The 21,783-nt window shown below is 55.4% G+C and carries 18 protein-coding genes and 1 tRNA gene; 10 read left to right on the forward strand and 9 right to left on the reverse strand.

The features are described 5' to 3' along the window. Window positions 1-241 precede the first annotated feature (241 nt). Window positions 242-336 (reverse strand) — tRNA-Sec (locus tag ABIB59_RS18095). Between the two features lie 814 nt (window positions 337-1,150). On the opposite strand from ABIB59_RS18095, the gene ABIB59_RS18100 reads away from it, so the two are divergent. The 8 genes from ABIB59_RS18100 to ABIB59_RS18135 all read left to right on the forward strand — a co-directional run bounded on the left by ABIB59_RS18100 (window position 1,151) and on the right by ABIB59_RS18135 (window position 8,098). Further along, entirely contained in the window at window positions 1,151-2,704 is a 1,554-nt protein-coding gene (locus tag ABIB59_RS18100; RefSeq protein WP_039080094.1) for a BglG family transcription antiterminator, read from the forward strand. 25 nt (window positions 2,705-2,729) lie between these two features. Beyond that, window positions 2,730-3,200 (forward strand): PTS sugar transporter subunit IIA, encoded by a 471-nt coding sequence (locus ABIB59_RS18105; RefSeq protein WP_039080095.1) that lies wholly within the window; start codon window positions 2,730-2,732, stop codon window positions 3,198-3,200. 19 nt (window positions 3,201-3,219) lie between these two features. Next, a complete protein-coding gene (locus ABIB59_RS18110) occupies window positions 3,220-3,534 on the forward strand; it encodes a PTS fructose transporter subunit IIB (RefSeq protein ID WP_039080096.1) in 315 nt (104 codons plus the stop codon). Between the two features lie 18 nt (window positions 3,535-3,552). Continuing rightward, window positions 3,553-4,644: a PTS fructose transporter subunit IIC gene (locus tag ABIB59_RS18115; protein ID WP_039080097.1), complete on the forward strand. Its 1,092-nt coding sequence runs from the start codon at window positions 3,553-3,555 to the stop codon at window positions 4,642-4,644. Between the two features lie 11 nt (window positions 4,645-4,655). Then, the gene (locus ABIB59_RS18120) at window positions 4,656-5,507 is read left to right on the forward strand and encodes a class II fructose-bisphosphate aldolase (RefSeq protein ID WP_039080098.1); all 852 of its coding nucleotides are present in this window, start codon (window positions 4,656-4,658) and stop codon (window positions 5,505-5,507) included. 81 nt (window positions 5,508-5,588) lie between these two features. Continuing rightward, window positions 5,589-6,449: a ketose-bisphosphate aldolase gene (locus ABIB59_RS18125; protein WP_039080099.1), complete on the forward strand. Its 861-nt coding sequence runs from the start codon at window positions 5,589-5,591 to the stop codon at window positions 6,447-6,449. A 48-nt stretch (window positions 6,450-6,497) separates the two neighbouring features. Further along, a complete protein-coding gene (locus tag ABIB59_RS18130) occupies window positions 6,498-7,415 on the forward strand; it encodes an ROK family protein (protein WP_354036461.1) in 918 nt (305 codons plus the stop codon). Further along, on the forward strand, window positions 7,412-8,098 hold the full coding sequence (locus tag ABIB59_RS18135) for a D-lyxose/D-mannose family sugar isomerase (RefSeq protein ID WP_222556646.1): 687 nt from the start codon (window positions 7,412-7,414) through the stop codon (window positions 8,096-8,098). Before ABIB59_RS18130 ends, ABIB59_RS18135 begins: the two co-directional genes overlap by 4 nt. 162 nt (window positions 8,099-8,260) lie before the next feature. Here ABIB59_RS18135 and ABIB59_RS18140 read toward each other — a convergent pair whose 3' ends face one another. Both ABIB59_RS18140 and ABIB59_RS18145 read right to left on the reverse strand, forming a co-directional pair. After that, window positions 8,261-10,003, reverse strand: a complete 1,743-nt coding sequence (locus ABIB59_RS18140) for an AsmA family protein (RefSeq protein WP_354036464.1) — start codon at window positions 10,001-10,003, stop codon at window positions 8,261-8,263. Between the two features lie 120 nt (window positions 10,004-10,123). Then, the gene (locus tag ABIB59_RS18145; RefSeq protein ID WP_039080103.1) at window positions 10,124-11,509 is read right to left on the reverse strand and encodes a uracil-xanthine permease family protein; all 1,386 of its coding nucleotides are present in this window, start codon (window positions 11,507-11,509) and stop codon (window positions 10,124-10,126) included. Between the two features lie 226 nt (window positions 11,510-11,735). Here ABIB59_RS18145 and ABIB59_RS18150 point away from each other — a divergent pair, with 226 nt between their 5' ends. Then, a complete protein-coding gene (locus ABIB59_RS18150) occupies window positions 11,736-12,413 on the forward strand; it encodes a hypothetical protein (protein WP_107222649.1) in 678 nt (225 codons plus the stop codon). Here ABIB59_RS18150 and recG read toward each other — a convergent pair whose 3' ends face one another. The 5 genes from recG to gmk all read right to left on the reverse strand — a co-directional run bounded on the left by recG (window position 12,414) and on the right by gmk (window position 18,425). Beyond that, window positions 12,414-14,495 (reverse strand): ATP-dependent DNA helicase RecG, encoded by a 2,082-nt coding sequence (gene recG / locus ABIB59_RS18155; RefSeq protein ID WP_071195082.1) that lies wholly within the window; start codon window positions 14,493-14,495, stop codon window positions 12,414-12,416. Between the two features lie 5 nt (window positions 14,496-14,500). Beyond that, a complete protein-coding gene (trmH, locus tag ABIB59_RS18160; protein WP_039080105.1) occupies window positions 14,501-15,190 on the reverse strand; it encodes a tRNA (guanosine(18)-2'-O)-methyltransferase TrmH in 690 nt (229 codons plus the stop codon). 131 nt (window positions 15,191-15,321) lie between these two features. Next, complete coding sequence (spoT, locus tag ABIB59_RS18165; protein ID WP_071195081.1) at window positions 15,322-17,454, reverse strand: bifunctional GTP diphosphokinase/guanosine-3',5'-bis pyrophosphate 3'-pyrophosphohydrolase; 2,133 nt, start codon at window positions 17,452-17,454, stop codon at window positions 15,322-15,324. An 18-nt stretch (window positions 17,455-17,472) separates the two neighbouring features. Further along, window positions 17,473-17,748 carry a DNA-directed RNA polymerase subunit omega gene (gene rpoZ, locus ABIB59_RS18170; protein ID WP_000135058.1) on the reverse strand — a complete coding sequence of 92 codons (276 nt, stop codon included), beginning with the start codon at window positions 17,746-17,748 and terminating at the stop codon, window positions 17,473-17,475. A gap of 53 nt (window positions 17,749-17,801) precedes the next feature. Then, the gene (gmk, locus tag ABIB59_RS18175; protein ID WP_039080107.1) at window positions 17,802-18,425 is read right to left on the reverse strand and encodes a guanylate kinase; all 624 of its coding nucleotides are present in this window, start codon (window positions 18,423-18,425) and stop codon (window positions 17,802-17,804) included. 256 nt (window positions 18,426-18,681) lie between these two features. Between gmk and ligB the strand changes: the two genes are divergently transcribed. After that, window positions 18,682-20,358: an NAD-dependent DNA ligase LigB gene (ligB, locus tag ABIB59_RS18180; RefSeq protein ID WP_071195080.1), complete on the forward strand. Its 1,677-nt coding sequence runs from the start codon at window positions 18,682-18,684 to the stop codon at window positions 20,356-20,358. Window positions 20,359-20,438: 80 nt separating this feature from the next. Here the strand turns inward: ligB and ABIB59_RS18185 are convergent, their stop codons facing one another. Beyond that, a complete protein-coding gene (locus ABIB59_RS18185; protein WP_354036481.1) occupies window positions 20,439-21,683 on the reverse strand; it encodes a glycoside hydrolase family 28 protein in 1,245 nt (414 codons plus the stop codon). Window positions 21,684-21,783: the final 100 nt, after the last annotated feature.

Genomic DNA, 21,783 nt, shown 5'->3' on the forward strand with positions numbered 1-21,783 from the left:
GCTACGAACGGTAGCCCAGATAAGGCGTTGCGCCGCATCCGGGTTATTCGAGATCACACCTTTAATAGAATCAAAAGAACGATTCACATCGCTATTTTTCTGATGTAGCTATCAACTCAAATGCTTTATTTATACATTTTGATTGTGATTCTGATGATAAATCATGCGCTAAGTTTAAAAGAAAATGAGTTACCGTCTTTTCTTTAAAATTAACGTATGGGGGGATATATATGAGGAACTTTGGCGGAAGATCACAGGAGTCGAACCTGCCCGGGACCGCTGGCGGCCCCATCTGGATTTGAAGTCCAGCCGCCTCACCGGAGACGACGATCTTCCGCGCCTCGATTGCTACATGGAGGCGGGGCGCATTATAGCCACTTTCAACCATTTACCACATCCCCCATCACACTTTTTTCTCGGTCTGCTGTCCGCTTTTCCATACGTTTAAGTTAAATGCTAACTTATTCATGTGGTTACTAAAATTTTCTCTTACGGCACAATCGCCGTCATAGTAAACAACAAGCGCAATTCGGTAGCTAAATTCGTGCATACCACGCACAAACCGTAGAGTCAAACCGACCGCAGGCAGCGGGGCGGGAGGCGAACGCAGTGCGAAGCACCGATTTCTTTGCGGGGCTGCGGGGATTGTAAAGGGGAACGCAGTGTTCCCCTTTACCCGTTCACATTTTCGGACGTGGCATGTCGCCATAAATATACGGTGAACGGAACCCGCCGCCACAGCCGCATATTCCCCTCACCCCAACCCTCTCCCTGAGGGAGAGGGAGAAAACCGGTCATAGCCCGGAGAAGGCGTTTACACCGCATCCGGGGCGGGAGCAGCACAATCACTGGCATTTCTCCCGTACCCCGCCACGTCTTTCCAGACATCCCGAAAAAAATCACCTTATTTAAAATTTTTTATTCCTCCATATTTGCGAGCGCTATCACGTTAATTAGCGCGAAAAGTGTGATCTGCGCTGTAAATATCTCTGAGATCCCGCTTGTTGTCTTATTTTTTGTCCGGAAGGCAGGACACGATTTAGTATTGTCGTTATTTCAATGCCCTTTTATATTTATCATCACGGATTGCAAGCGGAGCTTATCTTTTTTAGAGCTTCATCATTATTTTTAATCTGTGTAAGGGTAAATGATGCAAATGATTACCTCGCGACAAAACAGATTATTGAAATTCCTTCTTCCGCGAAGGGAATTTATTACATTGTTGAAAATCGCTGAATACTTAAATGTATCGGAAAAAACTATTCAGCGGGATTTACGCATCCTTGAACCGTGGCTGGCAGAATGGAATATCGGCATTAATAAGCGTGCCGGTGCCGGGGTCATGCTCAGCGCAGACAATGTCACTGACCTGTTGCACCTCGATCAGTTGCTTGGCACTGAAGGTGATGACGCAGACGGCATGATGAACAATTCCCGGCGCGTGAAAATAGCGTCGCAATTATTAAGCGAAACGCCACATGAAACGTCCATCAGCAAATTATCGGAACGCTATTTTATCAGTAGCGCCTCAATTGTGAATGATCTAAAAGTGATTGAGTCCTGGATTGCCCCGCTGGGATTGACGTTAATTCGCAGCCAGAGCGGAACGCATATCGAAGGCAGCGAAAGTAGCGTGCGTCAGGCAATGGCTTCGCTGATCAATGGTGTTATTAACCATAACGAACCGGGAAGCGTAATCTATTCCCGCCTCGATCCGGGCAGTTATAACGCGCTGGTCCATTACTTTGGTGAAGAAGATGTTTTATTCGTTCAGTCATTATTGCAGGAGATGGAAAACGATCTTTGCTGGTCTTTGGGTGAACCCTATTACGTCAATATTTTCACCCATATTTTAATCATGATGTACCGCATTACCCGCGGCAATGCGCTGCCAAAAAAAGACGACAACGCCAGTACCTTTGATGAAAACATCTTTGCCGTTGCCAGTCGTATGATCCAGCGGATTGAACAGCGCATCGCCCACCCGTTGCCGGAAGACGAAGTCTGGTTTATTTATCAGTACATTATCTCGTCCGGCGTGGTGATTGAAGAGCATAACGACGTCAGCGTGATTGGCCATATGCACTCCAGCGACGAAGCCCGGCTGATTACTCACCGGCTCATCGCGACCTTCGCCGATATGGTCGATAGCGACTTTAGCCAGGATGTCGCGCTCTATGACGGGCTGTTGATTCATATTAAACCATTGATTAACCGCCTGAATTACCAGATTCGCATTCGTAACCCGCTGCTTGATGATATCAAAGGCGAATTGCAGGACGTCTGGCGCTTGACCCAGTGCGCGGTGAATCGGGTGTTCAGCGGCTGGGGGGAACAGGCGGTGTCGGAGGATGAAATCGGTTATCTGACCGTCCATTTTCAGGCTGCGATGGAGCGACAGATCGCCCGCAAGCGCGTATTGCTGGTCTGCTCGACGGGTATCGGAACCTCACATCTGTTGAAAAGCCGCATTCTACGCGCCTTCCCGGACTGGACCATCGTTGGCGTGGTCTCTGCGGGAAGCCTGCCGTCCGTACTGACGGACGATATTGAACTGGTTGTCTCGACGATCAATCTGCCGGCCATTGCTCTGCCGGTGGTATACGTCACCGCCTTTTTTAATGATGCCGATATTAAGCGTGTGACGGAAACGGTTATTACGGAAAAATTGCATCGTGCGACGTCTCTGGTCGTCGAACATTAATATCTGAATCCATGAGGTATGTTTAATGGACATAACAAAAATCCTGAATACGAATCGCGTTATTTTAGATATGAAAGCTACGAATAAAACGGAGGCGATTGAGGAATTAACCGACCTGTTGCAAAAAGATGGCGCTATTAGCTGCCGGGAAACGTTTATTCAGGATGTCTGGCAACGTGAATCAGAAGGGTCGACCGGCTTCGAAAATCATATCGCGATACCCCATGGTAAATCTTCAGCGGTGGTCAATACCACTCTGGCGATTGGACGCACACGGCAGGATATTCCCTGGGAAACCCTGGATGGCAGTAATGTGCGCTGCATTATTTTATTTGCTGTACGGCTTGAAGATCAAAATACGACGCATATTCGCCTGCTTTCTCAGGTGGCGGGTGCACTGGCGGATGAAGAGATCATTGAGCAATTACTGGTCGAACGTAGTCCACAAAAGATTATTGACTTGTTTAGTCAATATGCCGAATCCGATGTTTGCTAAATAAAAAGTGGAGCATCTTATGAATATTGTTTGTGTCGCTGCCTGTACAGCAGGTATTGCACATACGTATATTGCCCGCGAGAAGTTAATTAAAGGCGCAAAAGCGCTTGGGCATAATATTAAAGTTGAAACTCAGGGCACTATCGGTACTGAAAATGAGTTATTGGCGGAAGATATTTCCGCAGCCGACGTCGTTATTCTTGCGGTCGATGTCAAAATAAAAGGAGAAGAACGTTTCATTAATAAGCGCATCGTGCGAGTTAAAACCGAAATTGTCATTAAATCACCCGTTCAGTTTCTTGAAAAGGTCGAGAAATCATTAGCTAATGCGTGATCCTTATCTGGAGGTCACATGAGTGAAAATAAAGTTCCTGTTTCGCAGGAAATAAAAAGACATCTTTTGACGGGCATCTCGTGGATGATTCCGTTAATTGTGGCGGCGGGCATCTGTATTGCCCTCGGCCAGGTACTCGGCGGCACAAACGTTGGAGAAAAAACGGGCACCATCCCCTGGATGCTCAATCAGATTGGCGGCTGGGGAATGGGGTTGATTGTCCCCCTGATCAGCGCCGCCATTGCCTACTCCATTGCTGACCGTCCCGGATTCGCACCGGGCCTGATTGTCGGCTTTGTCTGTGGGCAAATTCATACCGGGTTTATCGGCGGGATGCTGGGTGGGTTCCTGGTGGGCTACACCGTCCTGTTGCTTAAACACTACATCCGTCTGCCGAAATCCATGCAGGGGCTGATGCCCATCATGGTACTGCCCGTCCTGAGCACCATTATCGGCGGCCTGTTGATGATGACCCTGATTGGCAAACCCATCGCCTGGCTGCAGGAAGCGCTGATCCACATGCTGGAGTCGATGCAGGGCGGTTCTCGCTTCCTGATGGGGGCGATCCTTGGCGCGATGGCAACGTTTGACTTCGGCGGCCCGGTGAACAAAACCATGTCGCTGTTTGCCGATGGTCTGCTGGTCAGCGGTGTATACGGGCCGGAAGCGGTGAAATTTGTCGGCTCCATTATTCCGCCGTTCGGTATCACCCTCTCTTTCCTGCTGACGCGCCACAAATACACCCGCGCCGAACGTGAAGCGCTGAAAGCCGCCTTCCCGATGGGGATCTGCATGATTACCGAAGGGGTTATCCCGATTGCGGCGCGTGACCTGCTGCGCGTGGTCGGCTCCTGTGTGGTGGCCTCGGCGATTGCGGGTGGCCTGATCATGGTGTGGGGCGTGGAAAGCCCGGTTCCACACGGTGGCATGTTTGTGGTTCCGCTGTTTACCCATCCGCTGCTGTTCTGCCTGGCGTTGGGGATAGGCACGGTTATCTGCGGCGTGATGCTCTCGCTGTGGAAGAAACCAGTGACCGAACGTGACGAAGAGTTTGACGAGCTTAGCGATAAGAAACTGAAAGACGAAGAGATCACCTTCACCCTGGAATAAACGGAGACCGTATGTTTGCCGACATGAAAAGTATGGTGACCAAAGCCTGGCGTGAACACTATGCGCTTCTGGCCATCAACTGTATGAACCTCGAAAGCGCCCGCGCGGCGGTGCGGGTTGCCGAGAAACATCGCGCGCCGATTATCCTGAACCTGTATCAGGGACATCTGGCGCATTTCCCGCCACCGGTTGCCGTGGCGGTGGTGAAAGCGCTGGCCGACGAGGCCACGGTGCCGGTCACGCTGGCCCTTGACCACGGGAAAGATCCGGTGCGCATTCGTCAGGCGTTTCGCGCCGGGTTTAGCGGCCTGATGATTGACGCCTCTGCCTTCCCGCTGGAAGAGAACATCCGCCAGACCCGCGCGGTTGTTGAGCTGGCCGCCAGCGCCGGGCTGTGTGTGGAAGGGGAGTTGGGCCATCTGGCCGATGCGCCGCGCTATGACCACGCCACCAATGCGGATCTCATGACGCAGGCCGCCGACGTTGAACCGTTTATTGCGCAGACCGGGATTGATCTGCTGGCGGTTTCCGTTGGCACCGCGCACGGCATGTACGCCCCCGGCATCACGCCAGCTATCGATTTTCAGCGCCTGGAAGAGGTTGCCCGCAAATCGACGGTCCCGCTGGCATTGCACGGCGGCAGCGGCACTCCGTTTGACCAGATGCAGCGTTGCCCATCCTTTGGCGTCGCCAAGATCAATGTCGGCGCGGCGGTGTTCGAAGCTGGAAAGGCCGCGCTGCTGCATACCCTGTGTCATGACAGTTCCCGCGAACTGGTGGATGTGCTGATCGCCATGGAGCAGGCCAGCGAAGAAGCCATTATCCCGTATCTACAGGCCAGCGGCGCTATCGGCAAAGCCTGATTCTTTTTTCTGTTACGCCTTCTATGCCTCTGCAACGACGCACCGGCAGGGCTTGCTACACCCCGAAACTGGAGAATTAACATGTTAATTTCGATGAAAGAGTTACTGAAACCCACCCGCCAACACGGTTTCGCCATTGGTGCGTTCAACGTGGCGGATAGCTGCTTCATCCGCGCGGTGGTGGAAGAAGCGGAAGCCACCAACACGCCTGCGATTATCTCCATCCACCCCAGCGAACACGATTTTGTCGGGGATAGCTTTTTCGGCTATGTCCGCGATATCACCATGCGCAGCCCGGTGCCGTTCACCCTGCATCTGGATCACGGCGCGTCGGTCGAACATGTGCTGCGGGCGATCCAGTGTGGATTCACCTCGGTGATGATTGACGGCTCGCTACTGCCCTATGAGGAGAACGTGGCGCTGACCAAAGAAGTGGTGCGCCTGGCGCATGCGGTGGGCGTTTCGGTGGAAGGGGAACTGGGCACCATCGGGCAGACGGGCACGTCCGTGGAAGGCGGTGTGTCGGAAGTCACCTATACCGACCCGGCACAGGCAGAGGATTTTATTGCCCGCACCGGGGCAGACACTCTGGCGGTGGCGATCGGTACGGCGCATGGTATCTACCCGAAAGGCATGCAGCCGAAGTTGCAAATGAACATTCTGCGCGACATTGCCGGGCGTCTGGATATTCCTCTGGTGCTGCATGGCGGTTCGGCGAACCCGGATGCGGAAATCGCCGAGTCCGTGACCCTGGGAGTGGGCAAAATCAACATCTCCAGCGACATGAAATACGCCTACTTCCAGAAAGTGCGTGAGATCCTCGCCCGCGAAACCTGGTGGGATCCGAACGTGATCTACCCGGACGCGATCAACGCCGCTCGGGAGGTGATCCGCTACAAAATGAAGCTGTTTGGATCAACCGGGAAAGCGTCACTCTACTAAAGCCATGGAGGCGGGTTCGCCCGCCTCTTTCGCAATAAGGAAAGGGATATGTACTACCTGGGGCTGGACATCGGCGGCACCAAAATCGCGGCAGTGGTGATGGATGCACAAGGGCAGGAAAAGGCGCGTTACCGCTGCCCGACGCAAAAAGCGAGCTATCCGCAGTTCGTTGAGTCGGTGGTCGCCTTTATTGACCAGATTCGCCATGACATGCAGCAACCGATGATGACGGGGATTGCCCTGCCGGGGAGCGTCTCGCCGCTGAGCGGGCTGATTAAAAATTCCAATATTCAGGTCATTAATGGCCGCGCGTTGCAGGCGGATCTCCAGCAGTTACTGGGGCAGACAGTGGTGATGGCGAACGACGGCAACTGTTTCGCCTTGTCGGAAGCCTGTGACGGTGCGGGGCAGCGGCATGAAGTGGTGTTTGGTATCACGCTCGGTACCGGCTGCGGCGGCGGGATAGCCATTCACCGCCAGCCATTTGTTGGCGCGTGGGGAAATGCCGCCGAGTGTGGTCACATTACCCTGCCGGGATACCGCGAGCAGCACGATGGCCCGCCGGTGCGTTGTTATTGCGGTAAGGATAACTGCGTGGAGTCGTTTGTCTCCGGGACGGGGTTGAGCGAGCGCTACCGGTTGTTCAGTGGGCAACATCTTACAGGTGATGCGATTGTGGCGCTGGCGCAGCAGGGTGAACCCAACGCCGTGCGGCAGGTGGCGCGGTTTCGCCAACAGCTTGCCCGCACCCTGGCAACGGTGGTGAATCTTCTCGACCCTGGCGTGATTGTGATTGGCGGTGGGTTATCGAATGCAGAGCCGCTTATCGCGAATCTTGAAGCCGACGTTGCCCCTTTCGTTTTTACCGATCATTTCTCTACCCCTATCGTGAAAGCCCATCACGGCGACAGCAGCGGAATGCGCGGCGCTGCCTGGCTTGCCATTCGAACCGGGAGAACAGAATGAAACGTTCACAGATTAACTATGCCATTGATAAAGCGCACGCCATCGCCGAGACGTTCCGGGTGTGCCTGCCGGAGTTTGCCTTTTTCACCGTCGATGCCTGGCGAAAACAGCCGCTGGATGAATGGAGTGAGGTGCTGGATCTGCAACTGGGCTGGGATATCACCGATTTTGGCCGCGGCGATTTTAGCAAAACCGGCCTGACGCTGCTGACGTTGCGTAATGGTGCGCTGAATTCAGCCGCCTACCCGAAGCCGTATGCCGAAAAGATGCTGCAAATCCAGCAGGAGCAGCAGACGCCGTGGCATTTTCATCGCCATAAAATGGAAGACATTCTGAACCGGGGCGGTGGCGATTTGTGTATGCAGTTCGGCTGGGCGACGGATGAGGCGCTGTTTGACGAGCGGCGTTCGGTGGAGGTGCGTGTGGACGGGCGGCGGCGTACGTTTAAGCCCGGTGAGACGCTGGTGTTAAAACCGGGGCAGGGGGTGTGTCTGCCGCCGCGTCTGTATCACCGTTTCTGGGCCGAGAAAGCGTTTGTGCTCGGTTGGGAGATTTCGATGGTGAATGACGATAAGCGCGATAACCATTTCCTCGAGCCCGGCGGGCGTTTCCCAACCATCGACGAGGATGTACCCGTGAAGTGGTTGTTATGCCATGAGTATGGGCGTTTGAATGTGACGTGATTTTCCCGGATGCGGCTTGCCTTTCTCCCTCTCCCTTTGAGGGAGAGGGCAGGGGTGAGGGGGCATTGGCGGCACGGTTGCCAGCTTCCCGGATGGCGGCGTAAACAACGCGTCCCTCCTCAACGGTAGCCCCGGTAAGCGAAGCGCCACCGGGGAAAAGGGTTATGGCGTGGGCTGTGTCTCAGCCGGCGCTGGCACAGGTGCCGGCGCGGGCGCAGCCGCTTCACCACCTGACACCACGCCGCCGCGCATCGTCTGTTTCACCTGTTGTTGCTGGGCATTCACGGCGGAAAGTTCACCATCAACCGTTGGTTTTAACGGCGCATCGGCCTGAATACGGCCCGTGGCGCTCAACTGCAGATTACCGTCGCCACCGATCGGCAACGTGGGCCATCCCCACTGCTGCAATACATTCATCGGCACGCCACGCCCGTTCAGGCTCACCCGCACGGTGCGGTCCGGCGTTTGACCGACCACGGCAGTGGCTTCCAGCATCCCTTTCTCGACAAAGGCGCTCAGCTCGGTAATGTTCACCGAACTGCCGTTGGCGCTTAACGCCAGCGACGGCCTGCGCACATCCACCCGGTTAAAGGTCGCGGCGGCGGCATTTATCTTCACATCGCCATTCCACACGCCCCACTTGTGGTCGCGCGCCAGTTGCACGTTGGTGCCGTAGCCATCCAGTGACGTCAACTGCCACGGGAAAGCCGGGTCGATATCAATCACCAGGTTGCGACTGGCGCTGAACCTGGTCAGCGTGACGCTATTCAGCCAGTCGGGCAGGGTGTCCATCCACAACTGCTTCCAGTTGGCAGGCAGCGTATATTCCAGCCCGACGATGGCCGCATCGTTCAGCACCAGCGCTTTTCCGCTGCGCGTCCAGTAGCCGGATGTGCGCACCATTCCGTTTTCCCAGCGGGTGGTGAACTGCTGCATCGCGATGCCCGCCGGGGTAAATTCCGCGTTTATAATCGGGTCGAACAAATGCAGCGAACCGTAGATAAACTCATTGGCATTCATCGACAACTGGCCGTCATCCGTATGCCAGTCGCCTTTGGTTAGCGTCAGGTTACGCAGCGTCAGGTCCAGATCGGCAATTGCCCATTCTGGCCCCTGCAGACGGGCATCGGTCACATCCAGCCGCCCGATTTGCAACGACGGCAGAGTCGTGAGCGGTGCAAAGAAATCTTTCAGTGATTTGTCGCTCTGCAGGCGAATATCAGTCAGCCGCAGGTTATCCACCACCCAGCCGCCATCCGCGTCGCGTCGTGCATTCCCGGTCAGCGAACCCCGCGCCATATCCGCACCGATGGTGGTTAATGTGACCGTGCCTTTATCAATGCTGCCCTGAATCAACACATTGCTGGCGGGCACGCCGTTAAGCGTCATCGAACCTGCGCTCATTTGAATTTGCGCCTGCGTGCCGAGCACATTGCCCTCGACAGGCTGCCAGGGGCTTACGCCGCCGGTGACGCGTTGCGCACTCAGATCCCAACCGGTCGCCGGGCTGTTAAAGGCCATATTGCTCAGTTGCAGACGGTCAGCCTGGAAGGGGAGTGGCGCGGTGGCCGGGGAAAGATTCAGCGTGCCGTCCTGCAGCAAAATGGTGTCGGTGTGGAGAGGGTCGGTGAACTGGCGGCTACTCAGGCCGATATCAACGGTTTTGGCGACCAGAGTAGCGGGCTGCCCTTTACGGCCAAAATTGACGTTGCGTAACAGCACATGGGAAGGCGAGGAAAGCTGGTGGTCAATGGCCTCAACGGTGAGGTGATATTGACTCTTTTCGTTTACCCAGTTAGTAACCTGCGTTGCACCCCAGCGGGTCTGCAGCAGGAAATAACCGGCCACCATCGCCAGCAGAAGGACGATAATGACGAAAATTAGCAGCTTTCCAATAAATTTCATGATCTTCCACCCTCGTAAGCCTGTACAGGAGTTATGCACGATTTATGCGCATTCCTCAAGGCACGAATGGTGAAAGAGCGTTACAGAGGCAACGGAAAACATCCGCTGCCTCTGTTGGGATTACTGCTTATCGGTAGGGAAAACCAGGTTCAGTACGATAGCGGTGATGCCACCGGCAGCGATGCCGGAAGAGAGCAGGTTTTTCAGCCAGTCAGGGGCGAATTGCAGAATCATTGGCTGCTGGGAGACGCCCAGGCCAACGGCCAGCGACAGGGCGATGATCATGATTGCGCGGCGGTTCAGCGGCTCGCGGGAAACGATACGTACGCCAGATGCGGCAATGGTACCAAACATCACCAGCGTTGCACCGCCGAGCACCGGCTCAGGCAGTTGCTGAACGAAGGCGGCAACGGCCGGGAACAGACCCATCACCATCAGCATGACGGCAACGAAGAAACCCACATAACGGCTGGCGACGCCGGTGAGCTGAATCACGCCGTTGTTCTGCCCGAAACAGGAGTTCGGGAAGGTATTGAACACCGCAGAAACAAAGGAGTTCAGACCGTTTGCCAGTACGCCGCCTTTCAGGCGATTCATATAAGCCGGGCCGGAAACCGGCTGCTCAGAAACGTCAGAGGTTGCGGTGATATCACCGATGGTTTCCAGCGAGGTGATCATAAATACCAGCATCAGCGGCAGCAGCAGGTTCCAGTCGATGCTCAGGCCATAATACAGCGGCGTAGGGATCATAAAGGTGCTGCCCGGCGCGTTGTAAGCCGGGAGCATACCCATCATCATGGCGACGAGGTAGCCGACCGCCATCGCAATGACCAGGGAGGCGATACGCAGGTACGGGTTACGCTGGCGGTTCAGCAGAATGATGATGGCAAGAACGATACCTGCCAGCAGCAGGTTCTTCGGCGCGCCAAAGGTATGGTTTGCCATCGCGCCGAAGCCACCGCCCACAGACGTCAGGCCGACCTGAATCAGCGACAGGCCGATGATCATCACCACCACACCGGAGACCAGCGGGGTAATGATGCGGCGGGCAAACGGCAGAATGCGGGAGATGACCATCTCGGTACAGCTTGCCAACATCAGGGAGCCGAACAAGGCGGCCATCATCGTCGGCACATCGGCGCCGCCGGTTTTCAGTGCGGTTCCGCCCATAATTAATGGCGCAACGAAGTTAAAGCTGGTGCCCTGAATAGACAGCAGGCCGGACCCGACCGGGCCCCAGGCTTTAATCTGGATGATGGATGCGACGCCGGAGGCGAACAGCGACATGCTGATGATGTGCTGCGTATCCTGAGCCGGTAAACCCAGCGCCTGGCAAATCAGCAGGCCTGGCGTGATAACACCAACAAACATCGCCAGCAGGTGCTGTAGCGCGGCAAAAATGGTTTGCGCCAGCGGTGGGCGGTCTTCAAGGCGGTAGATCAGCTCACTGGGCTGGGTATGCGCAACCGTTTGCGCATTTTCGGACTCGATGGTGTTGACAGACATCGCAAACAATCCCCTGATGGAAAAGCGGAGATTCTATCGGACTGTTTGGTAAAAGCAAACGGTTGCTAAACAATAAAACGTACTTTTATAAAGAATGTTGAGAGTGGCAAGTTGGGTTCTAAGGCCCCCCGATTTTAGGTGGTTCGCGCTTTTATCGTTCCGCAGAATTTGCGCAATGCTAAAATCATCGGCAATCGCGCATGATAATTAAAAATTAGGGATTGATATGAAAGGAAAAATACTGCTCGCCCTGGCCTTTTTCTCCGCCGGATGTCTCGCTGACGAATACGATCTGCATACCTGTCGTAATGGCAGTTTCCCCACCTGGCCAGGCGTCTTCAACCAGGCGAAAGTGAAAACCGATGCCAATGCCAACGTGCATTTTTACCGCGATGATGACGGCTGCCCGGGGCAGGGTGAAGTGTGCGCAACAAAACCGTATCTGGTGGCGGGTGACACGGTACTGGTAGCGCAAGAAGTGCCGGGCTGGAGCTGCGTCTGGTACTCAGGGAAAAAGCATGAATTTGTCGGCTGGATGCCCACTAAGTCCTTAGAAAAGCAGCCGATTCACAACGCGACGCTCGCCGAATGGACCGGTAAATGGCATGCCGAATTGGGTGACAATGAAATTCATATTACGTCTGTGGGGAAAGGGCAGATTAACATCGAGGGACAGGCGACCTGGTATGGCGGAAAAGATTCGCAAGGATATGACATTGTCCATACCGGCGATCTCGATGAGACAATAACGCCACAAGGGAATGCGCTGCACTGGGGAAACCCGAAAGAGGAATACACTTGCAGCGGGGCGGCACAACTGGTTAATGGCAACTTAATCGTTCGTGATAGCGGCTATTGCGGCGGCATGAACGTCAGTTTTGATAACGTCTATCACAAACAGTAATCAGGCGTTTGAATAGCGCTCTGTTTCCGGCATCCAGCGCTCGATAAGGGCTTCGGCCTGCCGGGGATAGCGTTCGTGAATATGACGGGCAATGCGCTGCACTTCCGGGATCATCGCCTGGTCGCGCAGCAAATCAGCCACTTTGAACTCGGCATTCCCGGTCTGACGGGTGCCGAGCAGTTCGCCGGGGCCGCGAATCTCCAGATCTTTTTGCGCAATCACAAAGCCGTCGTTACTGTCGCGCAGTACCTGCAGGCGTTTTTGCGCGGTTTTCGACAGCGGTGATTTGTAGAGCAGCACGCAGTGTGAGGCTACCGCGCCGCGTCCGACACGGCCGCGTAGCTGGTGGAGTTGCGCAAGACCCAGACGCTCCGGGTTTTCGATAATCATCAGGCTGGCGTTGGGCACGTCCACGCCCACTTCGATCACGGTGGTCGCCACCAGAAGATGCATCTCGCCCTGTTTGAAGGCCTGCATCACCGCCTGTTTTTCCGCAGGCTTCATGCGTCCGTGGACCAGGCCGATATTTAGCTCCGGCAGGGACAGCTTTAACTCTTCCCACGTGGCTTCCGCTGCCTGGGCTTCCAGCAGATCGGACTCTTCAATCAACGTACAGACCCAGTAGGCCTGGCGACCTTCCCCGGTACAGGCGTTGCGTACGCGATCGATAATATCGCTGCGTCGGGTATCCGGAATGGCAACGGTGGTCACAGGCGTTCGGCCCGGTGGGAGTTCGTCGATAACCGAGGTGTCGAGATCGGCATAGGCGGTCATCGCCAGGGTGCGCGGAATGGGTGTTGCAGTCATGATCAACTGGTGGGGATGGAAGCCCTGTTGCTGGCCTTTCTCCCACAGCGCCAGGCGCTGATGTACGCCAAACCGATGCTGTTCGTCGATGATCACCAGCGCAAGGCCGTTAAACTGCACCTGTTCCTGGAAGATGGCGTGCGTGCCGACGATCATTTGTACCTGGCCGCTGGCAATGGCCTCTTGCTGCGCCTGGCGTGCTTTGCCTTTCTGCTTACCCGCCAGCCAGCCCACTTCCACGCCGAGCGGCGCGAACCAGTTGCGGAAATTGTTGGCGTGTTGTTCAGCCAGCAGCTCGGTCGGCGCCATCAGGGCCACCTGATTGCCGTTGGCAATCGCCCGCAATGCCGCCAGCGCCGCCACCAGCGTTTTCCCGGAACCCACGTCGCCCTGTACAAGGCGCATCATCGGCACATCGAGCGCCATATCGCGTTCAATTTCTGCCACCACGCGCGCCTGCGCGCCGGTAGGTTTGAACGGCAGCGAGGCCAGCAGGGCATTTTTCAGCCTATCCTGAGGATTCAGCGGCTTTGCGTGATAACGCTGCGCCCCGGCACGCAACGCCAGCATACTGAGATTGTGTGCCAGTAACTCTTCGAGAATTAAACGTCTTTGCGCCGGGTGTTGCCCGGTTTCCAGCTCAGCAAGCTGCAGTGTCGGCGGCGGACGATGCAGAGTGCGCAAGGCTTCCGGCAGTGTCATCAGCCCCTGTGCCAGCTCTGGCGGTAGCAGTTCAGCAATCGCGCAAGTGGCAAGCAGGTCCAGCGCCTGGTCGGTGAGCTTGCGCAACGTCGCCTGTTTTATCCCCTCGGTCGTCGGATAAACAGGCGTTAAGGTTTCCTGTAATTCCGGGGTACTGAGATCGCCCTGAACACGGTATTCCGGGTGGATCATCTCTGCGCCGAACTTCCCGCGTTTTGCTTCACCGTAGGCCAGCACGCGACGCCCGGTCGCGAGGCTGTTTTTCATCGCCGCGTTGAAGTTGAAAAAACGCATAGTCAGAATGCCGGAACCGTCGCTTATCTGGCAGGTCATCATCCGACGTCCGCCAAAGGTAATGTTGCAGTTCAGCACTTCGCCTTCCACCGTGGCATAAATGCCCGGCAGCAGGTCGGCAATGGGGTAGAGTTGGGTGCGATCTTCGTAGCGTAGAGGCAGGTGCAGCAGTAAATCCTGCACCGTGTGCAGGCCGATTTTTGCAAGTTTGCTGGCCTGCGCCGCACCAACGCCGGTAAGGGTATTGAGGGGAACGGCATCCAACAGGCGACCTTGCATAGGCGTTATCTCGCAGCCTGCATGGTGGCCCACCAGGCGTCGTCGGCGTCCACTTCGCCATGCTCGTTGACGCGGGGATAAGGCAGACCTTTGCGTTTTGCCACGCGCGCCAGTACCGGGTAACCACCTTCAAACAGCCGACGCTGTTGTTCTTCATCCGGCAGCATGCTGTTTTCGCGCAGGTACATGCCAGCATTTTGCCGTTGGCGCTGGGCTTCGTAGAGGATAAGCGCCGAGGCGACGGAGACGTTCAGCGACTGCACCATACCGATCATCGGGATGATAATGTCCTGATCCGCCAGATCTAATGCTTCCTGGCTGATCCCGGTTTTCTCCTGCCCCATCAAAATACAGGTGGGACGGGTGTAGTCGATCTCGCGAAAATCTACGGCTTTGTCTGAGAGGTGTGTCGCCAGGATCTGCATGCCCGCTGCTTTCAGTTGGGAAACGGCATCACCGATGGTCGGGTGCGTTTTCACTTCCACCCAACTGTTGCTGCCCGCAGCGGATGACAACATGGTATGCATGCGACGACTCGGCCAGACGGCGTGAACTTCATGTACGCCAACGGCGTCTGCGGTGCGGATAATGGCAGAAACGTTATGCGGTTTGTGGACCTGCTCCATGCAGACGGTCAGGTCCGGTTGACGTCTGGCTAGCATCTCGCGGATTCGCGCATAACGTTGTGCATTCATATACACTTCATCCTTCAAATTGCCTCAGCGTTAGCTGCACTCTCTCGCCCCAGTTACGTACTTCTGTTCGCGCCTGGGGTTTCATTCGCTTGCTGCCTCGATGCAATTCGAATGCTTTGGTGTAGGACATACTAGTTTCGGTTACGAGTGACTTTAATCACATCCGGCATGACGCGGATTTTGCGCATGATGTTCGCCAGATGGACACGATCGCGAGACGTCAGACGGATAAAGGCACTGTAAACGCGGCCGTCTTTTTCTTCCGTATTCAGGCTTTGAATATTGGAAGACGCGGTGTTGATTGCCGCGGTCAGATTCGCCAGTGCGCCCTGATGGTTGAACATATCCACCTTGATTTCGGTGATAAATTCCTGCGCGGTGTCCTTGTCCCACTCAACGGCCATAAACTTCTCTGGCTCTTTCTGGTAGCCACGGATGTTACGGCAAGATTCATGGTGGATGACCAGCCCCTTGCCGGGGCTAACATGCGCTACAATCGGGTCGCCGGGAATCGGACGACAGCACTTCGCGAAGGTGATCAGCACACCATCCGCACCTTTGATCGGCAAATGTCCGCCACTTGCACTGACACTCGTGGTGGTACCGGTGCTTTGCGCTGTCGCCGTCGCTTCGCCCTGCTGCAGGTTCTTCGCCACTACCACGCTCATGGCGTTGCCGAGGCCGATTTCCGCCAGCAGATCGTCAAGCGAGGCGAGCTTCATGCGGTCCAGTTCGCGCTGAATATGTTCTTGCGGAATTTCCGCCAGCTTACGGCTTCCACCCAGTGCGTGGTTGAGCAGACGGCGGCCAAGGCTCACCGAATCATCACGCTTGAGGTTTTTCAGCAACTGGCGAATTTTGGCGCGCGCTTTTGAGCTCACGACAAAGTTAAGCCATGCCGCGTTCGGACGAGCGCCCGGCGCGGTAATGATTTCTACGGTTTGCCCGCTCGAAAGCGACTGCGACAGAGGATACGGCTGCCTGTCGACACGTGCGCCCACACAGGCATGGCCGATGTCGGTGTGAACCGCATAGGCGAAGTCGACCGGGGTCGCGCCTGCTGGCAGTTCCACAATGCGGCCTTCCGGGGTGAAAACATAAATCTCATCCGGGAAGAGATCAGATTTAACGCTCTCAATAAATTCAAACGAGCTGCCTGCGCTCTGTTGCAGCTCGAGCAGGCTTTGCATCCAGCGCTGGGCGCGGATTTGCGCGGTGGTGCTGGTTTCGCCGTGCTCTTTATAGGCCCAGTGCGCCGCGACCCCCATTTCCGCCATCTGGTCCATGTCTTCGGTGCGAATTTGCACTTCAACCGGGACGCCGTGAGGACCGATCATCGAGGTGTGCAGAGACTGATAGCCGTTCGCTTTTGGAATGGCGATATAGTCTTTAACGCGACCCGGACGCGGTTTGTAGAGGCTGTGCATCTGGCCCAGCACGCGATAGCAGGTGTCGGAATCATGGACGATAACGCGGAAGGCGTAGATATCCATAATCGAGTGAAAACGCTGCTCTTTGAGCACCATCTTGCAGTAGATGGAGTACAGGTGTTTTTCGCGACCGCTGACGCGACACGGAATTCCCGCTTCCTGCAGACGCCCTTCAATTTCAGAAAGGATCTTCTGAATCATCTCTTTACGGTTACCGCGCGCAGCTTTTACCACTTCTTTAATGACGCGATAACGGTTCGGATACAACGCTTCAAAGCCCAGCTCTTCAAGCTCGGTTTTGATGTGATGAATACCTAAACGGTGCGCCAGCGGGCTGTAAATTTCGAGAGTTTCACGGGCGATGCGGCGACGTTTATCCGGGCGAAGAGAGCCCAGCGTGCGCATGTTGTGGGTACGGTCGGCGAGTTTGATGAGAATGACGCGGATATCCTGCACCATTGCCATAATCATCTTGCGAAAGTTTTCGGCCTGCGCCTCTTTCTTATCGCGGAACTTGAGCTTATCAAGCTTTGACACCCCTTCTACCAGTTCGGCAACGCTTTTGCCAAATAGCTGTTCCATGTCCTGGTAGGTTGCGGGGGTGTCTTCAATCACGTCATGCAGCAGCGCGGCCATCAGCGTTTCGTAGTCGAGTTTCATCTCGGCCAGGATACAGGCTACGGCAACCGGGTGCGTGATATAGGGTTCACCACTTGAACGTGTCTGGCCCTCGTGAGCGTCACGTGCAACGAGATACGCCTGCCGAAGACGCTTGATCTGGTCTTCCGGCAGGTAGTTTTGAATCAGTTGATTCAGACTTTCAAACAGATACAAGGGCGACCCGCTTATTGATTAACGACGACCTTCAGCAATAGCGGTAACGGCTTGTAATTCAGCGGCTTCCTGCTCTTGCTGTTCCTGGCGCTCACGTACGTCGAGGATCTGGTTGTTGATCAGACCTTCTTCGATTTCGCGCAGCGCGATAACGGTGGTTTTATCGTTTTCTTCCGGTACCAGCGGATCCTTTCCGCCTACCTGCATCTGACGAGCGCGACGCGCGGCGACCAGTACCAGGTCAAAACGGTTACCAATTTTCTCTACAGCGTCCTGAACAGTTACGCGTGCCATATTTAAAATGCTCCACAGATGGTGATGGACTGGGCATGATACTGAATGTGAGTTCAGTCTGCCAACAGTTTGCTGATTAAAGCGTCATGTCGCTGCATCTGGCGGCCCATACGCAGACGTTCGGCGCGAATGATGGTTTTGAGGTCGCCCAGGGCGGTATCGAAATCATCGTTCACAATAAGGTAATCATACTCTGCGTAATGGCTCATTTCCGCAACTGCTTGCGCCATGCGCTTTGCGATAACATCTTCGCTGTCCTGACCGCGACCACGCAGACGTCTGTCCAGCTCGATTTTCGACGGCGGCAAAATAAAGATGCTGCGCGCCTGCGGCATTCTCATGCGGATTTGCTGCGCGCCCTGCCAGTCAATATCCAGGAATACATCTACGCCGGTTTTAAGAACTTGCTCAATCGTAGCGCGCGATGTGCCGTAATAATTGCCAAATACCTCGGCGTGTTCAAGGAAGGCGTCATCATCAATCATCGCTTTAAATTCGGCATGATTAACGAAGAAATAGTGTTCACCGTGCACTTCACCCGGACGCGGCGCGCGCGTGGTGTGTGAAACAGAAACCTGGGTGTCATACAACGGTTGGGTTTTTAATAAAGCCTGAATGAGGCTTGATTTACCCGCGCCACTGGGGGCGGAAACAATATAAAGCGTGCCTTGAGCCATGAGAGTCTTTTGTATGTGAATTGCGAAAGGAAACTTACATACGTGCCTATTATACACAACGGCGCAACGTGACGTAGCCCTCGTCACACTTTTTACTGTGGATAATGGTGTTTTGCGCGCCTTTTCCCTGATTTGCCACCCTTTTTCTGCAAACGGTGAAAAACGCCGGAACCCACCTCGCAAACTCTGTTTTACTGTCTCGAAAACCTATTTCCGTCGCGATATACCCGCTGCATTCAGCTAAGGAGACGGCGAAATGTGGATAAGGATATTTATGATGATCGGCGCGGTGGTCTGGAGCGTATGCAGTAACGCGGCCTGCCCGGTGTGGGCGCCAGCGCGAGCAGAACAAGAGATTGCACAACTGGAAAAACAGATTGCGCAGTGGAATGAGGATTACTGGTTGCAGGGCGCGAGCGCCGTGAGCGACGATGTTTACGACAATCTCAATGCCCAGCTTGCGAACTGGCGGCGCTGTTTTGGGCAGGAGATGGTCCGTGATGCGCCAGCCGTAGCGGGCGGTACGGTAAGGCACCCGATTGCCCATACGGGGGTTGATAAACTGCGTAATAAAGACGCGCTGCGTAAATGGATGGCGGGTAAAGCAGCGCTTTGGGCACAGCCGAAAGTGGACGGCGTGGCGGTCACACTGGTCTATCGCCACGGCAAACTGGAGCGGGTCATCAGCCGGGGGAATGGACTGGCAGGCGAAGACTGGACGGAGAATGCCCGCCGTATTCCCGCACTGCCGCAAACTGTTACCGGCGCACTGGCAAACAGCGTCTTACAAGGCGAGCTGTTTTTAAAGCGCGATGGTCATATTCAAAAACAGATGGGTGGCATGAACGCCCGGGCCAAAGTGGCGGGCGCCATGATGAGACGAGGCGGGTCGGATGTGTTAAGCGACATTGCCGTCTTTGTCTGGAGCTGGCCGGACGGGCCGCAAGCGTTAGCGCATCGCCTGCAATTATTAACGCAGGCAGGGTTTGACTGGGTGGAACGCTACAGTGTGCCCGTCAGCAATATCAATGAGGTTGCGGTCCTTCGCGAGCGCTGGTTCACTACCGCGCTGCCCTTTGTGACAGATGGCGTGGTGGTACGAAGTGCTCAAGAGCCGCAAGGAAAACAGTGGCTCCCGGGGCAGGGTGTCTGGGTCGCGGCATGGAAATATCCGCCAGTCGAACAGGTCGCCGAGGTGAAAAATATCCGCTTTACCGTCGGGCGTACCGGGAAAATTGCCGTCGTTGCTCATCTGGAGCCGGTACAACTGGACGATAAACGTGTGCAGCGGGTCAATGTTGGTTCCGTGCGGCGTTGGCAGGAACTGGATATTGCGCCTGGCGATCGGGTAGTGGTAAGCCTGGCAGGGCAAGGGATCCCACGCATTGATGATGTGGTCTGGCGCGGGCAAGTTCGCGTTAAACCGCAGCCGCCTGCCCCGGTTTTCACGCCGCTCACCTGTTTTTATGCCTCGCCAGAATGTCAGGAGCAATTTCTGGCCCGGCTGACGTGGCTGAGTTCAAAGCAGGCGCTGGATATTGAGGGGCTGGGGGAGGCGGGTTGGCGTGTATTGCATCAGGCGCATCGGTTTGAACATCTCTTTTCCTGGCTGGCGTTAACCGAAACGCAGCTACAGGAAACAGCCGGGATAACACCTGCTCGCGGACGGCAGCTTTGGCATCGCTTCGAACTTGCCCGGGAGCGGCCCTTTGTGCGCTGGGTTTATGCCCTTGGTCTGCCGTTAACGACGTCGGCAATTCGGGCCGCCGGGGATACCCACTGGCAGCAGATGCAGGACCGAGGCGACCAGGCGTGGCAGCGCCTGCCGGGCATCGGTGCCCGGAAAGCCCGCCACATCATGACTTTTATTCAGGAGCCGGTGGTCAAGACGCTGGTGGCCTGGCTGGGTGAGCACGGAATTGCTGGCTTTTAGCGCCGTCACTTTTGCAGCAGCGATGAGGTCTTTCGCTATGACGGCCATATTTCGCTTTGCGATGTTCCCACGTATTTATCTCAAGGGCATGATCCCGTGGGGCCTGGCGCGATTGTGCCCTGGATAATGGCGTATTTTTTGTGCATTTCCGAACCCCTGGCAAGCGTCACATTTTTCAGGGTGGTTACAATCGGATTGCTGTCGCTGTCTCCCTGAAATGTCAGCATACCTGCCGTAAGCACTTTCACATGATCAAACGTGATATCGCGAAAGATGGGGAGCAGATGCCCTTCTTTAGGTTCGTAGCGCGTGTCCAGAACAATCGGGTTTTTCACGTTTTCCATGCAGATATTGCGATAGGTGACTCCGGTGACCAGACCACCGCGCGAACGGTCGCTTTTAATGCGCAGCCCGTTAGTTGTGCTGTTCAGGGTGAGCTGGTTGACGTCCACATCACTCACACCTTTATTGACCTCGCTACCAATGGACATGCCGTGCCCGGAGCCAAAGCGGTTATCCACAATGGAGATATGGGATGCGCTGGCATTCCCGGCTTTAATGGCGACATTATCGTCCCCGGTGTCGATCACGCTGTGGGTGAGCGTCACGTTTGTCGAGCCCATAGGATCAAAACCATCCGTATTACGTGCGAAAGCGGGGGTGTCGATAGTGATCCCCCACAGGGTCAGCCCGTTGCTGCGGTTGCCCACTACGTGGAAATTCGGCGCGTTTTTGAGGGTTATCTGATACAGCGTGATATCTGAGGAGCTATTAATCTGGATTAAGCGAGGCGCATTCTGCTTGCTGTCGCTTTTTTGCGCCTCTTTTGCCAGTTGCCACCATGTCTGGTTTCGCCCGGCCATGACCGTGCCACCCTGGCCATCAATTGTCCCCTGTCCATAAATCCCGCTGCCAACCGCGTCCTTAATCCAGATAAACGGTTTACAGCCCTTCCCTGAATCATCCAGCGTGCCGCAGGTCTGTTTGCCTGTGTCGAAGCGGGTCGGGTCGGCAACAGCACTCAGCGTTGCTCCTTTATCAATCGCAAGGCTAACCCCCGATGGCAGGCTGAGTGGGCCACTGTAGAAGGTATCCGTGTTTTCTGCTGCGGCCAGATGCACTGTTTTTCCGCGAGCGCAGGTATTGAGCGCCGTCTGGATTGCCTGCGTTGCATCGTCTGTTCCGCTGGCATAAAGGATCTGACAAGGCGGCGGTGTGACGGGTTGGGTGACGGTGCGCGTATCTCCTGCCTGTGCCCCTGCGGCACAGAGCATCAGTATGGCCGTTAGCGTACGAACATGAAGCGGTCGCGAGGGTGAAGACATAAAAAGTCCGGACAGGTGGAAACCTGAAAGTCACAATACCGGGGGCGGTACGAACCTGTAAAGCGATGGCCGGGAGCGGAGAGCAGAAAATAAAAAAGCC

Source organism: Citrobacter sp. UYEF32 (genome assembly GCF_040546205.1).
In the GTDB taxonomy this organism is placed as follows: Bacteria; Pseudomonadota; Gammaproteobacteria; order Enterobacterales; family Enterobacteriaceae; genus Phytobacter; species Phytobacter diazotrophicus.